This window comes from Chitinophaga filiformis, assembly GCF_021646545.1.
GTDB classification, from domain to species: domain Bacteria; phylum Bacteroidota; class Bacteroidia; order Chitinophagales; family Chitinophagaceae; genus Chitinophaga; species Chitinophaga filiformis_A.
In genome coordinates, this window is record NZ_JAKIRP010000005.1 from 170358 (window position 1) to 197132 (window position 26775).

Genomic DNA, 26775 nt, shown 5'->3' on the forward strand with positions numbered 1-26775 from the left:
TATAATGCCGGAATTTTTATTTATCACTGCGGTTTCTTTCTTTTCTCGCTTGCGTATAATATATTGAAGTTAAGTTTTACAATAAAGGGTGATTCCGCATTGTTAACATTTGCAATAACATTCGGCGCAGGCATTATCCAGTTGATACTATTATTCATTGGCGTTTTAAAAGTAAAAAAGAGCCACACATGAGGTTCTCAGACATATTAATCATCGGGACATCAGTCATGTTGTTGCTCAGCATCCTGGTAGTGGTACTGGTGATCTTCCAGCAAAAGCAGGTAATTCAACACAAACTTGCGATCCGTGATAAAGATCTGCAATTACAGAAAGAACGGCTGATGGCCATCCTTCAAGGCCAGGAACAGGAACGCAAACGTATTGCGGAAGACCTTCATGATGAAGTGGGGGCGCAGTTATCCGTATTGAAACTCAATCTAAACCAACTACAACCTTTATTGAAGACCGGTAATGGAGAAAACGAGCAGTTAAAGGAAACCAAAGATTTTACAGATACGATCATACAGCATCTCCGCTTCATCTCGCAAAGCCTCCATCCCCAGGCGCTCGAAAACCTCGGACTTTCCAAAGCACTCGATTCTTTTTGTAGCCTGATGAATAAGAACAAACAGGTAAAAATCCTGTTTAAAGATGAAGGCGGACAGCAGGAAGTGGAATTTGAGAAAGCCCTGAACATCTACCGCGTTGTACAGGAACTCATCAATAACATCCTGAAACATGCCCAGGCCACTCAGATAGAAATTACTTACAGAAGTACCCCTAACTTATTACAAATCAACGTAACGGATAATGGAAACGGGCTACTACTGCGTTCCCTGGACAACTCCCGCCAGAAAACCGGTAGCCTTGGATTAAAGAATATTGAGAGCCGGCTGAACGTTATCGGTGGTAATATCAGGTATCTTCCAGGTCAGGATTGCGGCACAATAGCAGAAATTCGAGTGGAAAATTTCCAAAGCCCTGAGGAATAAGATGAATTTTTCTAGCTTTGTCCTGCTGAGCAGTCGATATATCCTATGACTTGGGGACCGCAGATCCCGTCATGGTGAGCATTATCATGCTGTTAAGCAAGGGACAATCTAACAAAATACTTAAACAGCCTCCCCCTATGGTGAACAACATTAAGGTAGCCATCGCCGACGATCATAAGATCTTCCGTAGTGGCGTTATTAATACCCTCACCCCGTATGAGAATATAACTGTTGTGTTTGAAGCTGAAGATGGGGCGCACCTGCTGCAGATAATGGAAGAGCAACAGCCTGACGTTATCCTGATGGACCTGAAAATGCCTAATATGGATGGCATCGAGGCCACCAAAAAGGTGCGTGAAAAATACGCGAACGTAAAAGTGATCGTTCTTACCATGTATGAAGACGACAACTTCATTGTACACCTCATTGAAAACGGCGCTAACGCTTATCTGCTTAAAAACGCCGAACCCGGCGAGATATACGAAGCTATCTGCACCACCTACGAAAAAGGCTTCTACTTTAATGAGAACGTTAACCTTGCTCTCCTTAAAAAGGTGATGCACAAGAACAAGCAACACTTTAAACCTACCTTCCGCAACGAAGTACAGCTTACCGACCGTGAGCTGGAAGTACTCCGTCTTATTTGTAACGAATACACCACCCAGGAGATCTCCAAGGAAATATTCCTGAGTCCACGTACCGTTGAAGGCCTGCGCCAGAAACTACTGGAAAAGACCGGTGCCAAGAATATTGTAGGCCTGGTGATGCATGCTTTCAGAAACGGATTGATTGAATGATAAGTGGGTTGACAGAATGACAAAGATGACTCATCTTTGCAGCTCATTAAACCACCAGTCAATTATGAAACCTTTATTTCGTTACCTGGCTGCCGGCTCTCTGATACTTAGCGCACAATTATCATTTGCGCAGGTAAAAATGCCCGCTCCAAGCCCAGGACAGACCATTCACCAGGATTTCGCATTATCATTCGTTGAGGTAAATTACTCCCGCCCTGCTATGAAAGGCAGGACCGTTATGGGCGATCTCGTTCCTTACGGTAAAGTATGGAGAACCGGCGCTAACAGCGCTACAACCATCACTTTCGGCGATGACGTTACTTTCGGCGGCACTGCAGTGAAAGCTGGTAAATATGGTCTGCTGACCATCCCTGGCCAGTCAGAATGGACGATCATCCTCACCAAAAGCCTCGATGTAACCAGCCCTGCTGCTTACAAACCTGAAAATGATGTAGTTCGTGTGAAGGTGTCTCCAACCGAGCTGCCTTTCGCTGTTGAGAACTTCATGATCACTTTTGATGATATCAGCTCTAATGAAGCAAACATGCTGTTGATCTGGGAAAAAACCATGATCACTGTACCGCTGAAAGCTGATGTCGATAGCAAAGTAATGGCACAGCTGGATGCTGCTATGAAAGGTGACAAAAAACCTTATTTCCAGGCGGCTTCTTATTATTACGAAACAAACCGCGACCTGAAACAGGCGCTGGCATGGGCAGAAGAAGCCGTAAAAGAAAACCCGACCGCTTTCTGGATCGCTACGCTGAAGGCACGTATCCAGGCTAAAGCCGGTGATAAGAAAGGTGCAAAAGCTACTGCTGAAAAAGCGATTGAACTGGCGAAGACTGCCAAGAACGATGACTACGTAGTGATTAATCAGAAGATCATCGCATCTCTGTAATATACCATAAACGTTATTCGTTTCCACCTTATGCGATGAACGTTATTATTTCAACGTTGTACGATGAGCGTTGATTGTTCAAAGTTATGCGATGAGCGTTGTCTGTTCACGTTATACGATGAGCTTTATCTGTTCACGTTATACGATGAGCTTTATCTGTTCACGTTATACGATGAGCTTTATCTGTTTCAGTAAGTGTAAGATGTGCTGTACCCGCCTGGTAGTGAATGGCTATTAAGCATTTTCGATCGTATCGGCGTTGGCTGTTGATCCGTCAGCATCAAGCGTGTACCAGCCGGCTAAGGCACATCTTATCACTTACTGAAACATATTCCTCCAGACTCCCACCAATATTTAGTGTTGTTCTTCCATACCACTTAATGAAGCATATGCTTCCAGACTCCCACCAATATTTACTGTTGCCTCTTTCTTTAGTGGCCCTTCCTATTATTGGCGGCCTTTTAAGATAGGCTCCGTTAGGAGCCTCGTGTTTGTAGCCCGGGGTTTTCAACCCCGGGACCGCGTGGCCAACCCCGGGACCGGGTGATTCTACCGGGAACAGCTATCCACAGGGACCTAATGATTTCCCTGTATCAATTAAAGTTAATGTGTAACCTCTCATTAATTCTTCTCTCCTACCGGTTTTAATGATTGCTCTTTCCCAATAACAAGCTGAAAGAGCGCCGCAATACCGATCACCAGGAAACAGCCGATGGCATTCAGCCAGAGGAAAGATACAATGTTGCACAGCCATATAGCAATAACACCTATTTCAGAGACTACTGCCGCCCAGAAGGTAGCGGTGCCGCCGATCCTTTTACAGTAGAATGCCACGAGGAAGATGCCCAGGATAACGCCGTAGAACAAGGAGCCCAGGATGTTCACTGCCTCTATCAGGCTCCCCAGCTGACTGGCGAATTGTGCAACCACGATACAGAATAATCCCCAGGCTACCGTCCACCAGCGGGATACCTGCAGGTAATGCCCGTCAGTTTCTTCTTTTTTGTACATGCGCTGGTAAATATCTATTACTGTAGTGGAAGCAAGCGAGTTCAGTGCGGCGGCAATACTTCCCCAGGCAGCCAGGAAGATAATAGCAATGAGCAATCCCACCAGGCCCTTTGGTAAATTGTTGACAACGAAATGCAGGAAGATGTAATTCGTATCGTTGGTGTCTGCGGCAGGATCTGCTTTCTGGATCAGGGCAATGGCCCGGGTGCGGACTTCCTCTGCCGCACTTTCTGTCTTTTGCAAGGCTGCCTTGCCGCTGGCAATAGCTGCTTCATCGCCCTTCTTAATGGCGGCCGCCATTGCTGTGACCTGCGCCTGTTTTACAACAGACAGGCGGTTATATTCATTTTCGACGGCCTTAAAAGCAGTCCCCTGCTCCGATTTGTAGACCTTTTTTATCTGTGCTTCATTAAAAAATACCGGTGCCCTGAAATAGAGATAAAACACAAATACTAATGCGCCGATCAGTAATATCAGGAATTGCATGGGTACTTTTACCAGCCCGTTCATCAATAGTCCCAAACGACTTTCGGTCACAGAACGTGCCGTCAGGTAACGGCCTACCTGCGACTGATCTGTACCGAAGTAAGATAAGGCCAGGAAAAACCCTCCTATCAGTCCGCTCCAGATGTTGTACCTGTCTTTCCAGTCAAAATCGGTGACGATCACGTTCAGTTTATCCATCTTACCGGATACCTGTAAAGCGTCAATGAAACCGACATTCTCCGGTAAGAGATGTACAACCATCCACCCTGCGAGGAACATGGCAGAAAAGATGATCACCAGCTGGAAGGTCTGTGTATAGCTCACAGCCCTGGTACCGCCAGATACGGTATAGATGATGAGCAGTCCGCCCATAATGATGTTGGTAAGATAAATATTCCAGCCCATCAGGGAAGAGAGGATGATGGACGGAGCATAGATACTGATACCGGTCGACAGCGCCCGCTGTAACAGGAACAGCCCAGAGGTAAGGGTACGGGTTTTCAGGTCAAAGCGTTGCTCGAGGTATTCATACGCTGTATACACTTTCAGTTTGTGAAAGATGGGTACAAAGGTGATACAGAGCACTACCATGGCCAGTGGCAGCCCGAAATAATATTGCACAAAACGCATCCCGTCGGTATAAGCCTGACCGGGAGCAGACAGAAAGGTCACTGCACTTGCCTGCGTGCCGATAATAGATAATAATACGATGTACCAGGGCATTGACTGGTTGTCCAGAAAATATCCCTGCATATCGCGCTGGCCGCGACTTTTCCAGACGCCATATAAGATGATCCCAACCAGTGTAACCACCAGTACAATCCAATCAGCTACGCTCATGAAAATACTTTAGTGAACAAATAAAAGCCTGCTATCAGTAATGCCAGCCAGATAATTACAAATACGTACCACATCCACCAATGCGGCAGTAATGGCGGTTTTTCTTCTGTCATAACAGATTGTTTTTACTTCCTTTATCTTTTCTTCAACATGTTTCCGCTTAATAATCCCAGTCCGAGACCTATCAGCAGTCCGATATGCACTCTTTTGATCCCAAAACCGATGACCAGCCCCACTACTATGCAGAGAACAGCCATTATTGTAAGCCGCGATCCGCTTTCCCTTTTATTGCTCATGGATGGGTTATTTCTTTGTTGAAATAAGATTCACAAACAGGCGGTAGGCGCCAGGCACACCTGCCGGCAGTTCTCTGAAGAATGCCAGTGAGGTGTAGACATATCTGCCTTTACCGTATTTCGCCACCAGCGTGGAACCCTGTAGTGCTTCTTCTCCTTTGTCGTGCATTGCAAACAGCTTCTCGTATGCCGGGTCAGCCATCTGAGTGAAGTAAAGTCCCCTCTCCTGTATCCAGCCATCAAAGTCGTGGTCAGTAATATTGTTAGGATAATGCATGATCTCACTCTGCGGTTGTAACAGCGTCACAGCTGCTGTTTCATCTGTTACACGGTCGCGGGTCAGCGTGAAAGGATAAGGTCCCATATCGGTGGTTACCAGCGGGGAACTTACATTGTACTGTACCAGGTAGGTACCGCCATTCTTCACATACTCCATGAGGCGTGGCTGCCAGTATTTAATACGTGGATTAACGTTATATGCTCTTACACCGGCAATGATAGCGTCATACTGTTGCAGGTTGCCGTTCATGATCTCTTTTTCATCCAGCAGGGTCACTTCATAACCCACCTGTCGCAGAGAAGCGGCCACCATATCGCCGGCACCGGGAATGTATCCCAGCTTGCGGCCGTTGTACTTCAGATCTACCGTCACGAGTTTGGCAAAAGCCTCAGGGAAGATGTTGATGTCCGGAATATGATCGTACGCGATGGTATGCAGGCTTTGGGTATATAGTTTACCCTCGCCGCGCACTTCTACACGCAGGGTATCAGTACGGTTAATGCCTGCTACTTTCTGCGGAGCAATGTGGAAGGTTACAACTGTTTCATCTCCTTTGGATGACAGCTCATAGGGCTGTTCTGCTTCCTGGCTGGTGAATCCTGCGGGCAGCTGCAGACGTACAGTGCCTTTGGTCTTCTGGCCCATCGCACGCAACTTCACCTGTACCGGTTGTGGCTGCGTTTGCGTAAAGATGAATACATTGGTATTCAGCATGGCCACTACAGGCGGAGCTACGACCAATGGTTCGTATAATTCTCCCTTTACAGGATCAGTGAATTTGTATTGTACCGGTCTGGTAACGGTCAGCTGTTCCCCATTGATACGGAGTTTGATGACTGCCTCCAGGGAAGGTTTATTTTCCGGGTAGCCTACCTGCATAGGATCTTTGATGGTGTAGATCCCAATGGGGTGTGGCGATTGCAGCCAGTATGGCTGTGACACGGGCAGAGAAGCCGGTAATGTCACTGATTCCGGAATCGTACGTAAACGGTTATACTCCAGTTGCAGTTTATTGAAGACGGTATCCTTTCCGTCAAAGCTGATCTCGTCTACCGTCACGTTGGTATTACTGTTACACAGCAACTGCACACTGCCCTCCATACGCTGTCCGGGCACCACTACCTGCGTAGTACTGTATGCTTCCATCCAGAGTGCAGCACAGGCAATGATGAGATCTTCCGTTTCCTTCAGTTTCTGTGTACGCCAGTAGCCTTCAGGTAAGGCCTGGATGGCTTTCCGGATCTCCAGCAGGGCTGGCACGGAAGCAGCAGGATTCTCTATATTATAAGCCGCCTGGACTTTGTCGATCATTTCACCGATCGGTTTACCGCCGGGTACACGCGACCAGGTGGTATTAACGCCATCGAGCAGGCTATGTACGGGTTTATCTCCTTTTACAGGACTGAAATATTCAAAGGAGCTACCTCTGGAAGCAGGCACGCCAAATCCCTGACTTTTATGCTGGGAACGGCTTTCAGCTGCGATCTCGCCATATCCGCGGCCCAGCAGGTAATTGAAGGTACCCACATTCATTTCGAAGAGGTTTCCGGCAGAATTATCTACCTGGCCGCTCCAGTTAAAGGTGTTCCACATGATACGATGAGCTTTCCAGGGCTTCAGTACTTTCAACTGCTCAGGAAAGCGTTTGGGATCGGCTGCTGCGTCAAAGGCTTCCTCTGCCAGCATAGCGGAAGCAGTATGATGTCCATGGCCTGCACGGCTGTCGGGCGGGAAGCGACATACGATGACGTCGGGCTGGAATTTGCGGATCATCCATACCACGTCCCCCAGGATCTTTTCTTTGTCCCAGATGGTGAATGTTTCGGTAGGATTTTTCGAGAAGCCGAAATCAAGGGCCCGGGTAAAGAATTGTTCCGCGCCATCTATACGGCGGGCGGCCAGTAGTTCCTGGGTGCGGATCAGTCCCAGTAATTCGCCCTGCTCGTCCCCTACCAGGTTTTGTCCGCCGTCCCCCCTGGTGAGAGACAGGTACCCGGTACGATATAATTTTTCTTTCGCCAGATACCCCAGTAAACGGGTGTTCTCATCGTCAGGATGAGCGGCGATATATAAAACGCTACCAAGCGTATCCAGTTTCCTTAACTGTAATCTGATATCTGCCGCATTTACGACCGGAGAGCGCTGTGCCCATGTGGTAGCGGCGATTAATCCTGAAATAAGTGTTAAAAACAATCCTTTGACCATTGCTCTTGTTTATTAAACAGTGGCCAAAAATAGTGATTAAATATAGCCGTTAAAGAAAATGTGATAAAAGGTGAAGGTCATTATTTTTTAAACATAAAATAGACGGCGCCGAGAATGAATAAAAAAGAGACGAGATAGTTCCAGCGGAGCGGTTCTTTTAATATAAAGACGGCAAAGAGGCTGAAAACGGTGAGTGTGATCACTTCCTGGATGGTTTTCAGCTGGAAGCCGGAAAAGCCCTCCTGGGCGCCGAAGCGGTTGGCGGGCACCATGAAGCAGTATTCAAAAAAGGCGATACCCCAGCTGATAAGGACCACTTTCCAGAGTGGTACGTTTTCATATTTTAAATGTCCATACCAGGCAAAGGTCATGAAGGTGTTGGAAATCAATAAAAGAATGATGGTGCGCATGATGTTAAGGCTCAAAAAGGGCATAAAGATAGACGATAGATCAAAAATAATTCCATTAGCAGGCAAGCATTGCTGGAATTATCATCACTACCGTCTATCCGATCAATAATATATGAGGGCGAAACAGGATGATCTGAAAGGTTGTAAGACGCGATTGTCTTTAGCTGCCGGAAGGTCTGTTCCCTGTTCCGCGTAAGGAATTCCGGAAAAAAATAAACCGGCCCAAAAGAGCCGGCCGGTTGTTACAGGTCTCAACTTTCCTATCATGCTTAGGAGTTGTAAGTTTAAACGCTAAAGCGGTAATGTTAGTCCAGCTTTATTTCCCCCAGGTCTGTTACTTTGCCGTCTTCGACTTTTACGTCTTTGAGGGTGGCGTCTTTATAAGGATCTTTAGCGTCGATAATCACGGTATAGGAACCCGCTTTGGCGGGCTGTACGGAAAATGCCCCGTCTGTTATGGGTGCTTTCAGGGTATCCATTCCTGAAATAGCCCATACTTCTGATGCCCCATCTGCCGGCGTAATCTTGCCGCTGATTGTTCCTCCATCGAAGGTGGTGAAAGCCAAGGCTCCAACAACCAGCGCAACAAGGGCCGACAACCCAAACGTTGTCCTTTTCATACAAATTGGTTTTAGGTTTTTTACAATAATCGAAATGGTATAAAAAACTTTATTAAAACCGCACTTGTGTAGCAGGCGCCTGCAAAGTGCCGCTTTGTTCACTGTCTATACATACAATACAACCAATTTGAACCTTACCATTAGTCGTTTTGAAAAAAAAAGTTGTCTTTTTTTTAGCATTTGGGGAAATTCACTGAAAACCCTTTACTATGGCGGATTTAATTTTTTATAAATTCGAAATATCCGGTTCAGGAGCCTATGGGTCAGGCAATTGGCTGATTAATTGCGAGAATAGACTAATTTTGCTACGTTCTGTTTTTGATAGCCGACTTTAGTCCGTTGCAAATAGCAATTACATAAAAGAATAGAAAAGATTAGTTACAGGATGCCGCTCAACAATACAGATATAGTTAATGGGGTCCGGAACAGGGATAAACAGGTTTTTGAGATCATCTTCAATCAGTTTTCCTCCTCTATGTTCAGTATCGCCCTGCGATACCTGCGTGACCAGGACGAGGCACAGGATATTGTGCAGGACGTATTCCTTAATCTATGGCGTACGGCGGACAACCTGGACGAGCGCGCCCCTATCCAGCATTATCTGGCAAGGGCCACTGTCAATACCTGTCTGAACCGGATAAAGAAAGCTCAGAGACAACAGCAATACAGTAAGGAACAACAGCTTACCTCCACGGAATCTACTGTCGAACATCTCTTATTGGAGCATAAAGAGTTGGAAGCCCAATACTTATCCATCCTTGAGAAGTTGCCGGAACAATGCCGCCGGGTATTTGAAATGAGCCGGTTCAAGGGATTGTCTCCCGCAGAAATATCCCAACAACTGAATATTTCCATCAACACAGTTTATACGCACCTTACCACCGCACTGAAAAAGATCAGGCTGGGGCTGCTCAACCAGCAGTAAGCAGGGAACAAAGACCTTATATTATCTGTTTACCTTCTATATATATTATTATATAGCACTGACAATAAAGAAAGGTCTCTCAATCACGAAGGTTTTTTTAAAAAAGACTAATGGTAAGGATATTTTTGATTGTATTAATACTAAGAGATGAAACAGCAACCTGATATCGATGTCGTTATCCGCTACCTGGAGGAACCAGGGAATGAGGAGCACAAACGTTCACTGGATGAATGGTTGCAGCTGGATGCTGCCAATCTGGATATCTTCCTGGAAACTAAAGCATTGTGGCAGGGAGACGTATTACCTGCAGCCGCATCTTATAACATCTCCCAGCAATGGCAAACCCTGGACGCACAGTTGACTGCTGCTGCCATCCCTCCCGTTACCGTTGCCCCTCAGCCAATTACCACCCCCACAGCCCCTGTGGAGGAGAAAGGCAGGATAAAGCCATTAATAGCCCGTTACTGGTGGGCCGCTGCTGCCGCCGCCGTCGTGGTGGTCATAGCGGTAACCATGTACCGTCAGCCTTTATATATCGCTCAGCAAACCGCTCAAAACACAGATAGCCTCCTGCTGCCCGACGGCACACGCCTCTATCTGAATGCTCACACCAGTGTTAAATACCCACGTCGTTTCCAGGGAAACAGCAGGGAAGTGTTTGTACAGCAAGGTGAGATATTCGTAGACGTAAAACATATGCCGGAAAAACCCTTTTCCGTCCACCTGAAAAATGTGGATGTAGAAGTACTGGGTACCTCTTTCGATGTCAAAGAAACCAAAAAGGGAGTAAAAGTCTTTGTGCAGACGGGAAAAGTGAAGGCGGTCTATAAAAACGGTAAGAAATCGGTTATACTTACTCCTGGTGAAGAAGCAGAAATGCTGCTGGCTGGTACTACCATCAGCACCCGTCACCACCGGAACAATAATCCCATTGCCTGGAAAACGGGTCAGCTGACCTTTGTTGACGCTCCTCTCTCTGAGGTAGCCGCGGTACTGGAGGATTACTATAAAGTAAATATTGTTCTGAAAGGAGAAGGACTGGCAGACAAAAAACTGCTCGCTACTTTCCATAAAGAAACTCTCCCTGAAGTACTGGACATCCTGTCCAAAACATTACAGGTAAAGGCCATACAAAAAGATAGCCTGGTAGAAATTTATTAGTCGTACGGAGGAAATGCAGTTTACGATACAGGCACTCCGTAAGGCGGCTTACTATAAGCGCTGGTGCATACTACTGTTTTGGGTATGTATAGGCCTGTCATTTGCCTATCCATCCCGTGCCACCAATAGTCCTATTCCCTATGCCAGTTTCCAGGATGGAGATACCATCAAGGTAACACTGAAAGTATACCGGGCCAGCCTCCGGCAGGTCATCCGCCTGATCGAGAAACAAACAGGGCTCACCTTCGCCATCTCCTCCACCCTTCTTGATAATGCCCGCACCGTATCCTTACAGGTACAGCGTCAGCCACTTACATCCGTTCTACGCCAGATATTTGCCGGTAGCAGGTATGCCTTTGAGATCCGCAATAAACAGATCATCGTTTACCCGGAAGATCAGGCGCCCGCAATACCCGGTATCATCAAACGACCGGCAGATAAGGAACTGGAAAAGTTTGTCGTAACAGGTCTGATCACCGACGGAGAAAGACCACTGGCAGGCGTTTCTATACGTGAAAAAGGCACGCACAACGGCGCCAGCACCAATGAGAATGGTCGTTTCCGTATACCGGTAGGAGACGGACAGGCAGTACTCCAGTTCTCCCTCATCGGTTATGAGCCCCGGGAAATTGCCCTGAGGGACAGAAAAAACCTGGAGATCATCCTCCAAAGCGATACAAAGACATTAAATGACCTCGTGATCATCGGTTATGGTATTCATAACAAAGCCAATATCACCGGTTCTATCACAAAAGTGGAAGGCCGCCGTTTAAAAAGCCGTCCTGTTACCAACGTTATGGCGGCATTACAGGGTACAGCGCCCGGATTGCTGGTGACCCGCAACAACGGGCAGCCCGGTAAGGAGGGCTTCAACCTCCAGATCAGGGGCCTGTCGTCCGGCAACTATAGCGAGCCGCTTGTACTGGTAGACGGAGCGCCCGGTTCCATTACCTTACTCAATCCCAACGATATTGAATCTATCTCCGTTCTGAAAGATGCTGCGGCTGCGTCCATCTATGGCCCGCTCGCCGCTGGTGGGGTAGTGCTGGTTACAACAAAGAGAGGAAAGCCGGGTAAGATTTCCGTTGAATACAACAGCCTGTTTGGCATTGAAAAGCCTATCGCTCTTCCTAAACGGATGCATTCGTGGCAGGCGGCCTCCCTACAGAACGAAGCGGCGCAAAACGCAGGCCTGCCACCGGTATGGTCAGCACAGGACATTTCCCTGATGAGGGACCCCGATATTAATTTCCTGCCGAAACTGGATGGTACCCAGAACTATAATTACTTTGATGACTTTAATCCGCTGGATAACGTCACTCGTAATAACAGTACCACCTCCACTTATACGATCACTGCCAAAGGGGGTAGTGAAGCGCATCAGTACCTGCTCTCCCTCGGACAGTTCTCCCGCCAGGGATTGTTCAATACCGGACCGGATAAGACATCCAGGACCAACGTACAGATCAACGTCAACAACCGCTTCAGTGATGTACTGAGCCTGGAAACCAGTTTGCAGTACGCCAATAGCAACACCCTTTCTCCCGGATGGCGGGTGGATGGTAACTACGGATTACTGAACTTTTTATACCAGGCTCCCGGCTATGTACCTGTTTATGTGCCATTCACGAAGCAGTATACAGCAGGTTTCAACAGCATCGCGCTGCTGAAGGATGCCGGCAAACAGGATGAACGTACGTCGTATGCAGATGCGGTATTCACCCTTAAAGCAGAGAACCTGTACAAAGGACTGACCTTAAAAGCGGTGTACAGTCCGCAGCTGACTACCAGTCACGACGGCCTTGGTAAACGTACCGTTAATTTCTATGATGGCAGTGGTTATATCAACAGTGTTAACAATCCTAATTCGCTGAAAACAGGTTACCTGATGGAAGTGCAGCATAGCTTGCAATTGCTGGCTGACTACGACCTTCCTGCGGGAAAGAAAAATACCGTGCATATACTGGGCGGTTTTGCCTATGAAAGTCATTACCAGCATCAACGGACCATGACCGCTGCCGGTGTGACGTCTAATGAATTATCACAGCTGTCATTCAATGATCCATTAAGGGTCAACACGATACACTTCAAAGGCGCAGGCGGGCTGTCGTCCCTCTTTACGCGCATCAACTATAACTTCAATGACCGCTACCTGCTGGAGGCCAACCTGATAGCTGCAGCCCTGACTTATAACAGCAGCCAGCAGCCGGAAATGAACAGGCAGCACCTATTCCCCTCTTTCTCTGCAGGCTGGCGACTGAACAACGAGAAATGGTTTGCTGCTGCATTCCCCTTCTTCGATGAATTTAAGCTCCGCGCATCCTGGGGAATGCTGGGTAACTTCAATTGGCGCAGCGGACTCAATGACTTCAATTACCGCGACCAGATATTACATCCGACGGCATACCCGCTGATGTCTTACGAGGAGAACGACCGGTACATTCCCGGCAATAACAACTGGGAAACCGTTTCTACCACCAATGCCGGACTGGACCTGACCTTCTTCAAAGGCAGATTAAATATTAACGCGGACTACTTCGTGAAACACAATACCCGTATGCAGATCGCCACGCAGACCTATCCACAGGTCAACTGGGTATCCCCCACCTTCTATACGGCGGAGCTGCGCTCCTGGGGTTGGGAACTGAACCTGGGCTGGCGTGACAACCGTGGGCCTTTCAGTTATTGGGTGAATGCAAATCTGTTTGACGATCAGAACAAAATATTAGGTTCCAATGGTGCCACTGCCTGGCTGAATGGGAACAACCGCGGATTGGTAGGACTGCCTTATAATGCGATTGTGGGTTACAGGGCCACAGGCTATTTCCAGAATGAAGCAGAAGTAACTGGGCATGCTTACCAGGGTGCCACTACTGCTCCCGGTGACATCCGCTACCAGGATGTCAACAACGACGGTGTTATCAGCGGTGGTAGCCATACCGACGAAGACCATGGTGACCTGGTTTACCTGGGTAGCACACAGCCCAGATATTCCTATGGCTTTGACGCCGGATTCTCCTGTAAAGGATTTGATTTCTCTATCTTCTTCCAGGGGATTGGCGCCAAAAAAGTGCTGGTGCCGGCGAAGTACAGCATGCCGTTTGTAGACAACTGGCAGCAGCCCTGGCTGATACATAATGACCACTGGTCGCCATCCAATCCGCAAGCCGATTTCCCAAGACTGTATGCCGGTTATAGCCCGAACCTGCTACCCTCATCCTTCTGGGTGATGAATGCGTCTTATATCCGTTTAAAGAATCTTCAGATCGGTTATACCTTCCACTTCGACAAGCACCAGCCGCTGATCAACAGTCTGCGCATCTATTTCTCCGGCCAGGATCTCTGGGAGGTGAATAAGATGAAGATCCGGTATTATGATCCGGAGCAGGCTTCCAGCATTGGTTACCAATATCCTTTCTTCAGGTCGTTTACCCTGGGATTGAATGCGAATTTCTAGGACCTTGTGGGTATTACGCGGGACTATTACGCCAATCATCAAACCCGGGGTTGACCGGTTTATTGTGATCCCGGGGTTGAAACCCCGCGCTACAAAAACACGGCACCTACGGAGCCGATCGTCGCGAATGAACCATTAGGTATTCACTTACAAATTAGATCAAATATCATGCGGTTTAGGACATAAAAAAAGGTGAAAGGTACGCATACCCTTCACCAGCTTATTTTTTAGTTGTGTTAAATACGCTATTACTCTACCACTTTGCCCGCCTTCTTTCCTGACAGCAGGTATAAAACCGCCATACGGACTGCCACCCCATTCTCTACCTGGTTCAGGATAATAGAATGTCCGGAATCTGCCACATCAGAGCTAAGTTCCACACCGCGGTTGATAGGACCCGGGTGCATGATCACGATCTCTTTCTGCAGGCTGTCCAGCAGCTGCCTGTTCACACCGTAAGCCAGGGAATATTCCCTGAGGGAGGAGAACAGCGGTGTATTCTGCCTTTCCAGTTGTATACGCAGTACGTTTGCTACGTCACACCATTGCAGCGCTTCACGGATATTGTAACTTACATTCACTCCCAGCGCCGATTCCATATACTTCGGGATCAGTGTTGGAGGGCCTACTACAGTCACTTCCGCCCCCAGCTGCCGCAGGCAGTAGATATTGGAAAGAGCCACCCTGGAATGCATGATGTCACCACAGATAGCGATCTTCTTACCGGTTACGCTACCCAGTCTTTCCCTGATGGAAAAGGCATCCAGTAATGCCTGTGTCGGGTGTTCGTTGATACCATCTCCTGCGTTCACGATAGGCACATCAATATGTTTTGAGAGGAAGTGAGGCGCTCCGCTGGCAGAGTGTCTCATTACCACCATATCCACTTTCATGGACAGGATATTGTTGACCGTATCAATGAGCGTTTCGCCTTTAGAGACGGAGGAACCGGATGCGGAGAAGTTCACCACATCTGCGCCCAGCCTCTTTTCGGCCAGCTCAAATGAAATACGTGTGCGCGTTGAATTTTCGAAGAATAAATTAACGATGGTAGTATCCCTGAGAGAAGGAACTTTTTTGATCGGTCTTTGCAGAACCGCTTTGAACTCATCAGCTGTTTGAAAAATAAGCTCTATGTCCTGACGCTGCAGACCGCGTATTCCGAGAAGGTGATTTACTGATAATGACATTTAAGATGCAAATATAAATGACCTGACTACAAATCCCAAAATCAAAATCCGGATGCGGACAATCTGCGCATCCACTGGTAGGGCTTATTCAAGGATGACCTCGTCTTTCCCATCACGTTCTGCCCAGCGCACCTTCACTTTTTCAGAGATGATAGCGTCGACGGTACGGCCGGTATAGTCTGCCTGAATGGGCAGCTGACGCGTAAAGCGGCGATCTATCAACACCAGCAATTCTACCACGGAAGGACGACCGTAGTCCAGCATTGCATCCAATGCCGAACGGGTAGTACGGCCTGTGTACAACACATCGTCCACCAGGATCACTTTCTTATTTTCCAGAGAGAAATCTATGGTTGTTTCATTGGGTACATGCAACTGGGTATTGAAGTCATCCCTGTAGAAGGTAATGTCCAGTTTTCCGTAGTTAATATGTACTCCCGGCAGTAATTTTCGCAGGGTGTGATAGATACGGTCGGACAGGTAGATCCCTCTCGGCTGTAAGCCTATCAGCACGCTCTTTGAGAAATCCAGGTGATTTTCAATCAACTGGTGACAAAGCCTGTCTACGGTTATGGCCACTTGCGTACCATTCAATATGGTCTTCAAAATATGTGGATTTAAAGCGCCAAAAATAATGATTAATAGCGGGTAAGAAAAGTTTCCCAGCTATTTTCTGTTTCCGGCGTACATTTATCACAACGTAAGCAGATGAAAAATCTAACTGTAATACTCACACTCTTTTTTATGTTCTTATTTGGTAATACCGATGCCCAGCTCAAAGTGGGCGATAAAGTGCCTTCTTTTCAGTTACAGGACCAGGACGGTCAGACTTTCGATATCAACAGCGTATTGGGTAAACAAGCGCTTGTGATCTATTTCTATCCCAAAGACGAAACCGGAGGCTGTACCAAAGAGGCCTGCTCTTTCCGGGATGCGTATGAAGATTTCACCAGCCGTGGTGCAAAGGTGATCGGTATCAGCGGGGATGATGTAGCGTCGCACAAGAGCTTTGCCACCCATCACAGATTGCCGTTTACATTGCTGGCGGATACCGGAAATAAAGTACGTAAGTTATTCGGCGTACCGAAAACCTTATTTATACCAGGCAGGGTGACTTACATCGTGGATAAACAGGGTACCATCACATATGTGTTCAACAATCTCAGCGATGGTCCGAGGCATGTGAAAGAGGCGCTGGCTGCGTTGGAGAAGATGAATTAACCGGACATCGGCGGTGGGTTTCGCAACGGAGTCAATCGACGTTTTGTTTCCCGGTTTATTGTTGTCCCGGGCTATCACCCGCGCTACAAACATGGTGACTAACGGAGTCAGTTTGCACGGGACATCACATGCCTGTATACACCGTTTCCAGGCACATACAACCATAAAAAAAACGGGGAGATCATTCCGATCTCCCCGTTGCTATTTTAACGTATACACGTTCTATTTATCTTCCTTCAGGAATGGATACCTGTAATCGGTAGGTGGTACAAGCGTTTCTTTAATGGTCCTTGCACTCAGCCAGCGATAGAGGTTCAGCGCGGAACCTGCCTTGTCATTGGTACCGGAAGCACGGGCGCCACCGAAAGGCTGTTGTCCTACCACTGCGCCGGTAGGTTTATCATTGATGTAGAAGTTACCTGCGCTGTTCACCAGTCGCTTAGTGGCCAGGTCAATAGCATAACGGTCCTGCGCGATGATGGAACCTGTCAGTGCATATGGAGAAGTAGTATCAACGATATCCATGATCTCGTCGAATTTATCTGCCTCATATACATAGATAGTCAGCACGGGGCCGAAGATCTCTTCGCACATGGTCACATATTTCGGATCTTTTACTTCGATAACAGTTGGCTCAACAAAGTACCCTTCTGTTTTATTGCAGTTACCACCGGCAATGATCTTAACATTAGGATCATTCTTCGCGTTGTCGATGTATTTAGCGATCTTATCGAAAGAGCGTTCATCGATCACGGCGTTGATAAAGTTGGTGAAATCTTCAGTAGTACCCATTTTCATGGTCTTCAGTTCTGCCACCAGTTTCGCTTTCACAGCATCCGCGATATTGGATGGCAGGTAAGCGCGGGAAGCGGCGGAACATTTCTGTCCCTGGTATTCGAAAGCTCCACGGGCCAGCGCAATAGCCACTACATCTACATTAGCAGACTTGTGGGCCAGTACGAAGTCTTTACCACCTGTCTCTCCTACTATACGTGGATATGTTTTGTATTTGCCGATATTGGTACCGATCGTCTTCCACATCTGCTGGAATACGCCGGTAGAACCTGTGAAGTGGATACCTGCAAAGTCAGGATGGCTGAAACAGATATCGCCCAATACAGGGCCGTCAGCATATACCAGGTTAATCACACCTGCCGGCAGACCAGCTTCCAGTAATACTTTCATGATCACATGTGCTGCCAGTACCTGTGTATAGGCAGGTTTCCATACCACCACGTTACCACACATAGCGGCAGATGTTGGCAGGTTACCCGCGATAGCGGTAAAGTTGAACGGTGTGATAGCCACCACGAAACCTTCCAGCGGACGGTATTCCAGGCGATTGTGAACGCCCGGAGAGCTAACAGGTTGCTGGTTATATATTTCTGCGAGATAGTGTACGTTAAAGCGGAGGAAGTCGATCAGTTCACAGGCGCTGTCTATTTCTGCCTGGAACGCATTTTTACTCTGACCGAGCATGGTGGCCGCATTGATCTCGTAGCGGTATTTGTTAGCGAGAAGTTCTGCAGCTTTCAGGAACACTGCAGCGCGCTGTTCCCATGGCGTATCCGCCCATTTGGCGCGGGCTGCCAGGGCTGCAGCAATAGCATCTTTTACATGGCTGGCATCTCCTTCATGGAAATGGCCCAGCTTATGTTTTATTTCGTGGGGAGGACGAAGGTCAATGGTTTTGCCCGTACGCACTTCTTTATCGCCAATATACATCGGGATATCAAATTCCTGGGCTTTGAAAGCGGCCAGTTGTTTTTTCAGCGCTTCCCTTTCGGGGGAACCCGGAGCATAGCTGTACACTGGCTCGTTGGCAGGTGCAGCAAAGTGGAAATAAGCATTATGCATTCTCAGAAGTTTTTATGTTCGATCTTGTTGTTTTCTTCCAGTTATTTGCAGGAATCAATTAGATTTTTCTCTCATTAAGCAGGGCCGCCGGGCCACAAAACAGGTTGCGCGTTGATGCGCTGGCTTCCTGGTCCGGGTTAATATGTACTGGTTTCAGTATCTCCGGGCCAGTCCTGCCTAATATGCAAAAGTGCTGATAAGTTGAGCATTCTCAATTTATCAGCACAGGGCATATTTGCAAAGTTACGTTAATCTTCTCCTTTGGACATCATCAGGTAAGCCTTGATGAAGCCCTCCAGTTCGCCGTCCATAACAGGCTGAACGTTACCTACTTCATAATCCGTACGGTGATCTTTGATCATTTTGTAAGGATGAAATACGTAGGAACGGATCTGTGATCCCCATTCAATTTTGCGCTTGTTGGCGTTGGCGGCGTTTTTCAGTTCCTCCCTCTTACGCAGCTCTTCTTCATATAAGCGGGATTTCAGCATGGTGAGCGCCTTTTCACGGTTCTCGCCCTGCGTACGTGCCTGCTGACATTCGATGATGATGCCTGAAGGAATGTGTTTCAAACGCACTGCGGTTTCTACCTTGTTTACGTTCTGCCCTCCTTTACCACCGGAACGGTAGAATTCCCATTCGAGGTCGGCAGGGTTTACTGCAATTTCAATGGTATCATCCACCAGCGGATATACAAAGATGGAAGCGAAGGAAGTATGTCTGCGGGCGTTGGCATCGAACGGAGAGATACGCACCAGGCGGTGCACACCACTTTCCGCTTTCAGCAAGCCATAGGCAAAGCTTCCGTCCATTTCCAGGGAGGCTGATTTAATACCGGCGCCATCCCCGTATTGTACATCAATTTCAGATACTTTCCAACCCTGCTTTTCGCCGTACATACGGTACATGCGTAACAGCATCTCTGCCCAATCCTGGCTTTCGGTACCACCGGCGCCTGAATTGATGGTGAGCACTGCCGGCATCTCGTCTTCAGGCTCGTTCAGTGTTGATTTAAATTCCAATTCGTCAAGAGCTGCCAGTGATGCCTGGTATGCCTGCTCCACCTCTTCTTCAGTGGCTTCGCCTTCTTTCTGGAAGTCGAGCAGTACACTGCTGTCCTCTATTGCCGTTTGCACGCTTTCATAGAGTTCCACCCAGAATTTGTTCACCTTGATCTCTTTCAGAATTGACGTAGCCCGGGCATTGTCGTCCCAGAAGCCGGGGGCTAACGTAAGTTGCTTATCATTTTCTATTTTTGCTATGCGGTCCTGGACGTTAAAGAAAACCTCCCAGGACATGGAGACGGTCCCTCATAGCTTTAAGTTGTTCTGCTGTCATAGGGCGCAAATGTACGGAAAAAGGGGAACAATATTTGCAGGACTTTTATCATATTAATTTCCAGTTATTTAAAAACTTATGCTATCTATGACAACCTCCCATAAAACCCTCTATTACAAGAACAGCGCGGTTTTCAATACAATTGGGTACATCATGGTGATCGTTGTCAATGCGCTGGCCAACCTGAACCTGATCAACAATAAGAATACCGGCGACATCTCCGACAAATATGACAACCTCTTCGTACCTGCAGGATTTACTTTCGCCATTTGGGGCCTTATCTATTTATCACTGCTGGCTTTCATAGTGTTCCAGTTATGGCTGGCATTCTCAAAGGACCGTACGCCTGCCCTGGAACTGTTCATGGAGCGGTTGCGCGGCTGGTGGCTGATCAGTTGTATGGCTAATTCCTGCTGGCTGTTCGCCTGGCATTATGAGCTGCTGCCACTCTCCATCCTGCTCATGATAGCCCTGCTGATATGCCTTCTGGCCATCCATCTGAACTTTAATGTCGCACTGCCGCATCCACCGGCAACCAAAACTGAAAAAATATTCGTACACCTTCCTTTCAGCCTGTACCTGGGATGGATATGTATCGCAACCGTGGCTAATATTGCCGCCTTCCTGGTATACCTCGGATGGGATGGCATGAGCATTCCGGGGACTATTTTTCTCATAGTGTTATGCACCGTGGCGGCAACGTTGCTGATTATACGCAGACACAATGTAGTGGTAGGCCTGGTGGCGCTTTGGGCGCTCTGTGGCATTATCATAAAGCGTCAGTCTTTGGGAGGTTCTGCAGAGATGCCTATTGTCGGCGCCTGCATCGGGGCGATGGTTATTATTGCTGTCAGCAGCACCTGGCGACTCATCACCAACAGAAGATTGTCGTGACAGATGTCTTTATTCCTGATTTCATTGTATATATTACCGGAAGTATAGTTTACTCTGTCTGAGTGAATTATCTTTAAATATTGGTCTTCCTTTCCGGCGGATTGGTTCTGAGACTATCCAACTATTTATTACTTTTGATGCCATAAAATGCGTGTTTATGTTCCCAACGACTAATCCGACTGCTACAAAAGCATGGCAACAATTGCAGCAGCATGCTTCCAAGATGAAGGAAACGCACCTGCGCACATTGTTCGCGGAGGATGCTGACAGATTTAAGAAGTTTACAATCTCTTTTGAAGATATTTTGTTCGACTATTCAAAGAACATCATCACAGAAGAAACACTTTCCTACCTGCTGCAGCTGGCAAAGGAAACCGGCGTGGAAGAAGGTATCAAGGCCATGTTCAGTGCTGAAAAGATCAATGCTACTGAAAACAGGGCTGTATTGCATACTGCACTCCGTAATTTTTCCGGTAATCCCGTTGTACTGGACGGAAAAGATGTGATGCCGGATGTACAGGCGGTACTGAAGAAAATGGAAAGCTTTACCCAGCGTATCCATAGCGGCGAGTGGAAAGGTTATACCGGCAAGCCTATACGTTACATTGTAAATATAGGTATCGGTGGTTCCGACCTGGGCCCGGTAATGGTGACCGAGGCATTGAAACCTTACTGGAAAGAGGGTATTCAGCCTTATTTCGTTTCCAATGTGGACGGTACACACATCGCAGAAACACTTAAAAAAGTAACTCCGGAAGAAACCCTCTTCCTCATAGCTTCCAAAACTTTCACTACGCAGGAAACAATGACCAACGCGCTCACCGCACGTAAATGGTTCCTCGATGCAGCGAAAGACGAAGCATTTGTAGCGAAACACTTTGCTGCCCTTTCTACGAACGAAAAGGCAGTAAAAGCATTCGGTATAGATCCTGCCAATATGTTCGAGTTCTGGGACTGGGTTGGCGGCCGTTATTCTTTATGGTCCGCAATTGGTCTTAGCATCGCACTGACCGTTGGTTACGACAATTTCAAAGCACTCCTGGAAGGTGCAAATGCAGTGGATAACCACTTCCGCACTACTCCGCTCGAAAAGAACATCCCGGCTATTATGGCCTTAATTGGCCTCTGGTACGGTAACTTCTTTGATACTTCCACCGAGGCAATCCTGGCGTACGACCAGTATATGCACCGTTTTGCAGCCTATTTCCAGCAGGGAAATATGGAAAGCAATGGTAAATATGTAGACCGTACAGGTAAAGCGGTAACCTACGAAACCGGTCCTATCGTATGGGGCGAACCTGGCACCAACGGACAGCACGCATTCTATCAGCTGATCCATCAGGGTACCCGTATCGTACCTGCCGACTTCATCGCTCCTGCTATCAGCCATAATCCTATCGGCGATCATCACGTAAAATTATTGTCTAACTTCTTTGCACAGACAGAAGCACTGATGAATGGTAAGACAGAAGCAGAAGTACGTGCTGAACTGGAGAAATCCGGCCTGAAGGAAGATGAGATCAAGGCGCTGCTGCCATACAAAGTGTTTACCGGCAACAGGCCTACGAATTCCTTCCTCGTAAAACAGATCACGCCACGCTCACTGGGTTCACTGGTAGCGCTGTATGAGCACAAGATCTTTGTACAGGGTGTTATCTGGAACATCTACAGCTTTGATCAATGGGGTGTTGAACTGGGTAAACAGCTGGCAAACAAGATCCTGCCTGAACTGGAAAGTGGAGATAAAGTTACCAGCCATGATGCGTCTACCAATGGATTGATCAATGCCTGGAAACAAATGAAGAAATAGGTTTAGTCAACAGATAGTTATTGACAGGGGACTCCTTCGGGAGTCCTTTGTTGTTTTCTCGAGCGGAGCATTTGCTGATTGATATTGCTTCGGTTCCATGTGGGACCACTGGCTGCGTTCTTTGAAGTTTCTTTCTATGTTGCGATGGGAGGTCGTATTGAGCGATTAGAAATCTCATTAAACCCCTGTCGAAGTCGTGTCAACATACTTCAAACAACGAAGGCCAGTGATCTCCACCTGGAACCGCCGCTGCTTCAGGGCTGACTATTTCGCCTATGGCTATCGCGCCTTTCGTCCTTATGCATTATGCTCCACATTCTGTTAATAACGTTTTGTTGCCAAAGGAGGTACATACAACACGGGGCGTTTTTGTGAAAGAATGCCTGTTCGATATAAAATCAGCAAAGCTTATACGACCCGATCGCCTGATTTCTATGAACGCATATCCAATTTTATAACAAACGGGTACACGGTAGGACCAACCTGTGGTACGGCAATGATGCATGCGAAATACCGGACAGATGCAACCCCGGGGGTATGAATGGGACATACCGCATTTCGATATACCGCACAAAAAAACCCCCGGAGAAACCGGAGGTTTTATTTATCATCAAATAAAAATGAATGATCTAAGCTTAGATTACCACTTGTCTACGTCTTCGCTATGAGAAGAAGCGGATGCAGCAACAGGTGCTTCAGTTACTGCAGCTTCAACTACAGCTTCGGAAGTTTCAGCACCTTCACCATCTTCATCATCGCGCACGTAATCATGATTGTAGGCATCAAAATCGAAGTCGGGCATCAACTCAGTTTTTACGTAGTTGATGGTCTCTGTCAATGCATTCAGGAACTTGTTGAAGTCTTCCTTGTACAGGAATACTTTGTGCCTGTCATAACCATTGTCGTTGAAGCGTTTCTTGCTTTCGGTAATGGTTAGAAAATAATCATTTCCACGAGTGGTCTTTACATCAAAGAAGTAAGTTCTTCTTTTGCCCGCTTTCAATCGTTTAGAAAAGATACTGTCATTATTTCTTTCCTGCTGATTGGTATTTTCGTACGCCACAGTTGATAGATTTAAGTTGTTAACGAATCAAATCCTTTTTCCAATAAGAAACAAATATACTATTAGTTTACAAATATCAAAATAATTTTAAATGATTTTGAAAAATGATAGAATACTACTTTAGCTACTGGTTTACAGGCATATATAAGAAGATGATTACTATTCTATTACAGATTCCTCTTCGCCGGACTGCTGGCGTGCGTACAATTCTGCATAATAACCGTTTAATGCCAATAATTCATTATGTGTACCCGTTTCAACGATTTTACCATCGTCGAGTACAATGATCTTATCAAACTCAAACAGCGCAAAGATGCGGTGGGTAATGATTATAGCGGTTTTATCCTTCAGATAGGCATAGAGGTTACCAATGATCTCTTTCTCCGTACGGGCGTCTACGGCTGAAAGGCAGTCGTCGAACACCAGCAGGTTAGGGTTCTTGATCAGGCCACGGGCAATGGAAATACGCTGCTTCTGACCTCCGCTGAGCGTTACGCCTCTCTCTCCTACCACGGTATCAAACCCTTCCTGAAAACCCAGGATATCTTTTTCTACCGATGCCTGCCGGGCAGCCATCTTTACCATTTCTGGGCCGGCCTCCGGTGTACCGAAGCGGATATTGTTCATGATAGAATCTGAAAACAGGAACACGTCCTGTGGTACATAACTGATCTGATGACGCAGACTGTCCAGGGTTACCTGACGGATATCCTGTTTGTCGATCAGGATCTCTCCTTCCTGCGGGTCATACATACGTATGAGTAACTGGGCAAGCGTGGATTTACCTGAACCTGTACGGCCGATCACTGCTACCTTCTCCCCTGGTTTTACCGTGAGGTTAAAGTCTTTAATGGCCTGGATACCGGTATGAGGATAGGTGAAGGAAACATTCTTAAAGACCACTTCTCCCCTGATACTGACAGGTTTGGCGCCGGGACTATCGGCTATCGCCGGTCTTATGTCAAGAAATTCGTTGATACGTTGCTGGCTGGCTGCGGCGCGCTGGATCATGGAAGCGACCATCCCGATGGAAAAGAACGGGAACATCAGCATGTTCACATAGATCACAAATTCAGCCAGGTTGCCTACAGTAATATTACCATGGATCACCTGTATGCCGCCGATAAAGATAGTCAGCACCACGCTCAGACCAATCATGAGGGACATGCTCGGCTGGAACAGGGCGTCTGTTTTAGCCAGGCTGACAGAACTTTTCTTGTAGGCTTCGCTGGCCTCTTCGAAATGTTTGATGCTGGCTTCCTCCTGTATATATGATTTGATCACCCTGATCCCGGAATAGGACTCCTGGGCAATGGATGTAATATTGGACAACTGTGCCTGTATACGCTCACTTTTACGGTGAATGATATGGTTCACGTAATAAATGATCAGCGCCAGCACCGGCAGTGGAGATAATGTATAGAGTGTCAGTAAAGGGTTTACCTCTATCATCAGGTATACCACTATCACGATCATAAAGATGGTGCGGGTAGCGTACATGATAGCCGGCCCTACGTACATACGCACGCGGGATACGTCTTCCGTAATACGGCTCATCAGATCGCCCGTGCGGTGCATTTTATAGAAGTTCAGGTCCAGCACCTGGTAATGCTGGTAAATTTCGTTCTTGAGGTCATATTCAATGTAGCGGCTCATCACAATGAGGGTTTGCCGCTGGAGATAAAGAAAAAATCCGCTGAGAAGGGCAAACAACAGGATGCTGATGCCATAGAAGGCCAGGACATTGGTAAATTGTCCGCGGAAAGCGGCTTTCAGGCCAGTATCGCTGAGGAGATTGTAATTGTCAAGGTTCAGGGCGAGGAGATCGAAGATCTGTCTGACCATAATAGGCTGGAACACGCTGAATACAATGGATACAGCAGTACAGATTAAACCGGTGAGGAATCTCCATTTGTATTTTACAAAGTACTTATTAAGCGTGGCCAGGTGTTTCATATTCGTCTATAGTCAGATGTCCGTTGTTAACAGTCCGCAGACAGGAACATAAAGCGCCATGCTCCTGTTCCTGATCTGCGGTCGGTTGACATTTTCTTATAATTTCTGCAGCGTATCGATGATCTTCTTTTCAGCATCCGCCTGGGATACATCTTCCTTCACAAATTTCTGACCAGTGATATTCTCGAACAGCTCGATATAACGTTCGCTTACGCTAGTGACAAATTCGTCGGTCATTTCAGGTACCTGCTGTCCATCCTTACCCTGGAAACCATTTGCCATCAGCCACTCACGAACGAACTCTTTACTGAGCTGTTTCTGTGGCTGGCCAGCCTTCTGTTTTTCCTCATATCCTTCTGCATAGAAGTAGCGGGAGGAATCAGGTGTATGGATCTCATCGATCACGTAGATGGTATCGCCGATCTTGCCGAACTCGTATTTGGTATCTACCAGGATCAGGCCTCTTTTGGCAGCCAGTTCCCTGCCACGTTCGAACAGGGCGAGTGTATATTTTTCAAGTCTCTCGTAGTCTTCTTTGCTTACAAGCCCCCTGGCGATGATCTCTTCCCGGGAGATGTCTTCATCATGCCCTTCGTGTGCTTTGGTAGTAGGTGTAATGATCGGAGAAGGGAAATAGTCATTCTCTTTCAGTCCTTCCGGCATCGTTACGCCGCACAGTTCGCGTTTACCGCTTTTGTAAGTTCTCCAGGCATGACCGGTGAGGTTACCACGTACCACCATTTCAACACGGAAGGTTTCACATTTCAGACCGATGGTCACGTTGGGCAGGGGAACTGCCTTTACCCAGTTAGGAACAATATCCTTTGTGGCTTCCAGCATAATGGCAGCTACCTGGTTCAATACCTGTCCTTTGTAAGGGATAGGGCGAGGTAATACAACGTCGAATGCTGAAATACGGTCGCTTACGGCCATTACCATCAGCTTGTCATTAATGGTGTATACATCCCTTACCTTTCCCTTATAAAAAGCTGTTTGCCCGGGAATCTGAAAATTTGATCCTAACATGAATCTGATAATTACCTATTAAAAATGATTAATAATAAC

Annotated in this window: 21 protein-coding genes; 9 read left to right on the plus strand and 12 right to left on the minus strand. The window is 47.2% G+C overall.

Annotated features, from left to right (window positions below; translation table 11 throughout):
- The first annotated feature begins 188 nt into the window (after positions 1-188).
- From L3C95_RS15315 to L3C95_RS15325, 3 genes are all read left to right on the plus strand, one after another.
- Positions 189-992: a sensor histidine kinase gene (locus L3C95_RS15315; protein WP_236388876.1), complete on the plus strand. Its 804-nt coding sequence runs from the start codon at positions 189-191 to the stop codon at positions 990-992.
- A gap of 137 nt (positions 993-1129) precedes the next feature.
- Positions 1130-1789: a response regulator transcription factor gene (locus tag L3C95_RS15320; RefSeq protein ID WP_149697518.1), complete on the plus strand. Its 660-nt coding sequence runs from the start codon at positions 1130-1132 to the stop codon at positions 1787-1789.
- Between the two features lie 64 nt (positions 1790-1853).
- Positions 1854-2690 (plus strand): DUF2911 domain-containing protein, encoded by an 837-nt coding sequence (locus L3C95_RS15325; protein WP_236388877.1) that lies wholly within the window; start codon positions 1854-1856, stop codon positions 2688-2690.
- A gap of 621 nt (positions 2691-3311) precedes the next feature.
- On the opposite strand, the gene L3C95_RS15330 is transcribed toward L3C95_RS15325, so the two are convergent.
- The 5 genes from L3C95_RS15330 to L3C95_RS15350 all read right to left on the minus strand — a co-directional run bounded on the left by L3C95_RS15330 (position 3312) and on the right by L3C95_RS15350 (position 8838).
- Positions 3312-5027 (minus strand): sodium:solute symporter, encoded by a 1716-nt coding sequence (locus tag L3C95_RS15330; protein WP_236388878.1) that lies wholly within the window; start codon positions 5025-5027, stop codon positions 3312-3314.
- A 134-nt stretch (positions 5028-5161) separates the two neighbouring features.
- On the minus strand, positions 5162-5323 hold the full coding sequence (locus tag L3C95_RS15335; RefSeq protein WP_236388879.1) for a hypothetical protein: 162 nt from the start codon (positions 5321-5323) through the stop codon (positions 5162-5164).
- 7 nt (positions 5324-5330) lie between these two features.
- The gene (locus L3C95_RS15340) at positions 5331-7808 is read right to left on the minus strand and encodes a PIG-L family deacetylase (RefSeq protein ID WP_236388881.1); all 2478 of its coding nucleotides are present in this window, start codon (positions 7806-7808) and stop codon (positions 5331-5333) included.
- Positions 7809-7888: 80 nt separating this feature from the next.
- A complete protein-coding gene (locus L3C95_RS15345) occupies positions 7889-8218 on the minus strand; it encodes a DMT family protein (protein ID WP_110054394.1) in 330 nt (109 codons plus the stop codon).
- A gap of 305 nt (positions 8219-8523) precedes the next feature.
- Positions 8524-8838: a carboxypeptidase-like regulatory domain-containing protein gene (locus L3C95_RS15350; protein WP_236388884.1), complete on the minus strand. Its 315-nt coding sequence runs from the start codon at positions 8836-8838 to the stop codon at positions 8524-8526.
- A 385-nt stretch (positions 8839-9223) separates the two neighbouring features.
- Here L3C95_RS15350 and L3C95_RS15355 point away from each other — a divergent pair, with 385 nt between their 5' ends.
- From L3C95_RS15355 to L3C95_RS15365, 3 genes are all read left to right on the plus strand, one after another.
- Positions 9224-9763 carry an RNA polymerase sigma-70 factor gene (locus L3C95_RS15355; protein ID WP_236388885.1) on the plus strand — a complete coding sequence of 180 codons (540 nt, stop codon included), beginning with the start codon at positions 9224-9226 and terminating at the stop codon, positions 9761-9763.
- Positions 9764-9910: 147 nt separating this feature from the next.
- Positions 9911-10924: a FecR family protein gene (locus tag L3C95_RS15360; protein ID WP_236388886.1), complete on the plus strand. Its 1014-nt coding sequence runs from the start codon at positions 9911-9913 to the stop codon at positions 10922-10924.
- Positions 10925-10937: 13 nt separating this feature from the next.
- Complete coding sequence (locus tag L3C95_RS15365) at positions 10938-14381, plus strand: SusC/RagA family TonB-linked outer membrane protein (protein ID WP_236388887.1); 3444 nt, start codon at positions 10938-10940, stop codon at positions 14379-14381.
- A gap of 248 nt (positions 14382-14629) precedes the next feature.
- On the opposite strand, the gene L3C95_RS15370 is transcribed toward L3C95_RS15365, so the two are convergent.
- Both L3C95_RS15370 and pyrR read right to left on the minus strand, forming a co-directional pair.
- The gene (locus tag L3C95_RS15370; RefSeq protein ID WP_236388888.1) at positions 14630-15571 is read right to left on the minus strand and encodes an aspartate carbamoyltransferase catalytic subunit; all 942 of its coding nucleotides are present in this window, start codon (positions 15569-15571) and stop codon (positions 14630-14632) included.
- A gap of 84 nt (positions 15572-15655) precedes the next feature.
- Positions 15656-16177: a bifunctional pyr operon transcriptional regulator/uracil phosphoribosyltransferase PyrR gene (pyrR, locus tag L3C95_RS15375; RefSeq protein WP_236388889.1), complete on the minus strand. Its 522-nt coding sequence runs from the start codon at positions 16175-16177 to the stop codon at positions 15656-15658.
- A 102-nt stretch (positions 16178-16279) separates the two neighbouring features.
- Between pyrR and L3C95_RS15380 the strand changes: the two genes are divergently transcribed.
- On the plus strand, positions 16280-16792 hold the full coding sequence (locus L3C95_RS15380; protein WP_236388890.1) for a peroxiredoxin: 513 nt from the start codon (positions 16280-16282) through the stop codon (positions 16790-16792).
- Between the two features lie 222 nt (positions 16793-17014).
- Here the strand turns inward: L3C95_RS15380 and pruA are convergent, their stop codons facing one another.
- Both pruA and prfB read right to left on the minus strand, forming a co-directional pair.
- Positions 17015-18649, minus strand: a complete 1635-nt coding sequence (gene pruA / locus L3C95_RS15385) for an L-glutamate gamma-semialdehyde dehydrogenase (RefSeq protein ID WP_236388891.1) — start codon at positions 18647-18649, stop codon at positions 17015-17017.
- 248 nt (positions 18650-18897) lie between these two features.
- Positions 18898-19987, minus strand: a protein-coding gene (gene prfB / locus L3C95_RS15390; RefSeq protein WP_236388892.1) for a peptide chain release factor 2 whose coding sequence is annotated in 2 segments (ribosomal slippage) — positions 18898-19926 and positions 19928-19987 — 1089 coding nt in all. Because the reading frame shifts where the segments join, the coding sequence is not laid out codon by codon here.
- An 87-nt stretch (positions 19988-20074) separates the two neighbouring features.
- On the opposite strand from prfB, the gene L3C95_RS15395 reads away from it, so the two are divergent.
- Both L3C95_RS15395 and pgi read left to right on the plus strand, forming a co-directional pair.
- Complete coding sequence (locus L3C95_RS15395; RefSeq protein WP_236388894.1) at positions 20075-20881, plus strand: hypothetical protein; 807 nt, start codon at positions 20075-20077, stop codon at positions 20879-20881.
- Positions 20882-21038: 157 nt separating this feature from the next.
- The gene (gene pgi / locus L3C95_RS15400; RefSeq protein WP_236388896.1) at positions 21039-22691 is read left to right on the plus strand and encodes a glucose-6-phosphate isomerase; all 1653 of its coding nucleotides are present in this window, start codon (positions 21039-21041) and stop codon (positions 22689-22691) included.
- Between the two features lie 640 nt (positions 22692-23331).
- Here the strand turns inward: pgi and L3C95_RS15405 are convergent.
- From L3C95_RS15405 to L3C95_RS15415, 3 genes are all read right to left on the minus strand, one after another.
- Positions 23332-23754 (minus strand): DUF3276 family protein, encoded by a 423-nt coding sequence (locus tag L3C95_RS15405; RefSeq protein WP_236388898.1) that lies wholly within the window; start codon positions 23752-23754, stop codon positions 23332-23334.
- Positions 23755-23913: 159 nt separating this feature from the next.
- Complete coding sequence (locus L3C95_RS15410) at positions 23914-25710, minus strand: ABC transporter ATP-binding protein (RefSeq protein WP_236388899.1); 1797 nt, start codon at positions 25708-25710, stop codon at positions 23914-23916.
- 96 nt (positions 25711-25806) lie between these two features.
- Positions 25807-26736, minus strand: a complete 930-nt coding sequence (locus L3C95_RS15415; RefSeq protein WP_236388900.1) for a phosphoribosylaminoimidazolesuccinocarboxamide synthase — start codon at positions 26734-26736, stop codon at positions 25807-25809.
- Positions 26737-26775 lie beyond the last annotated feature (39 nt).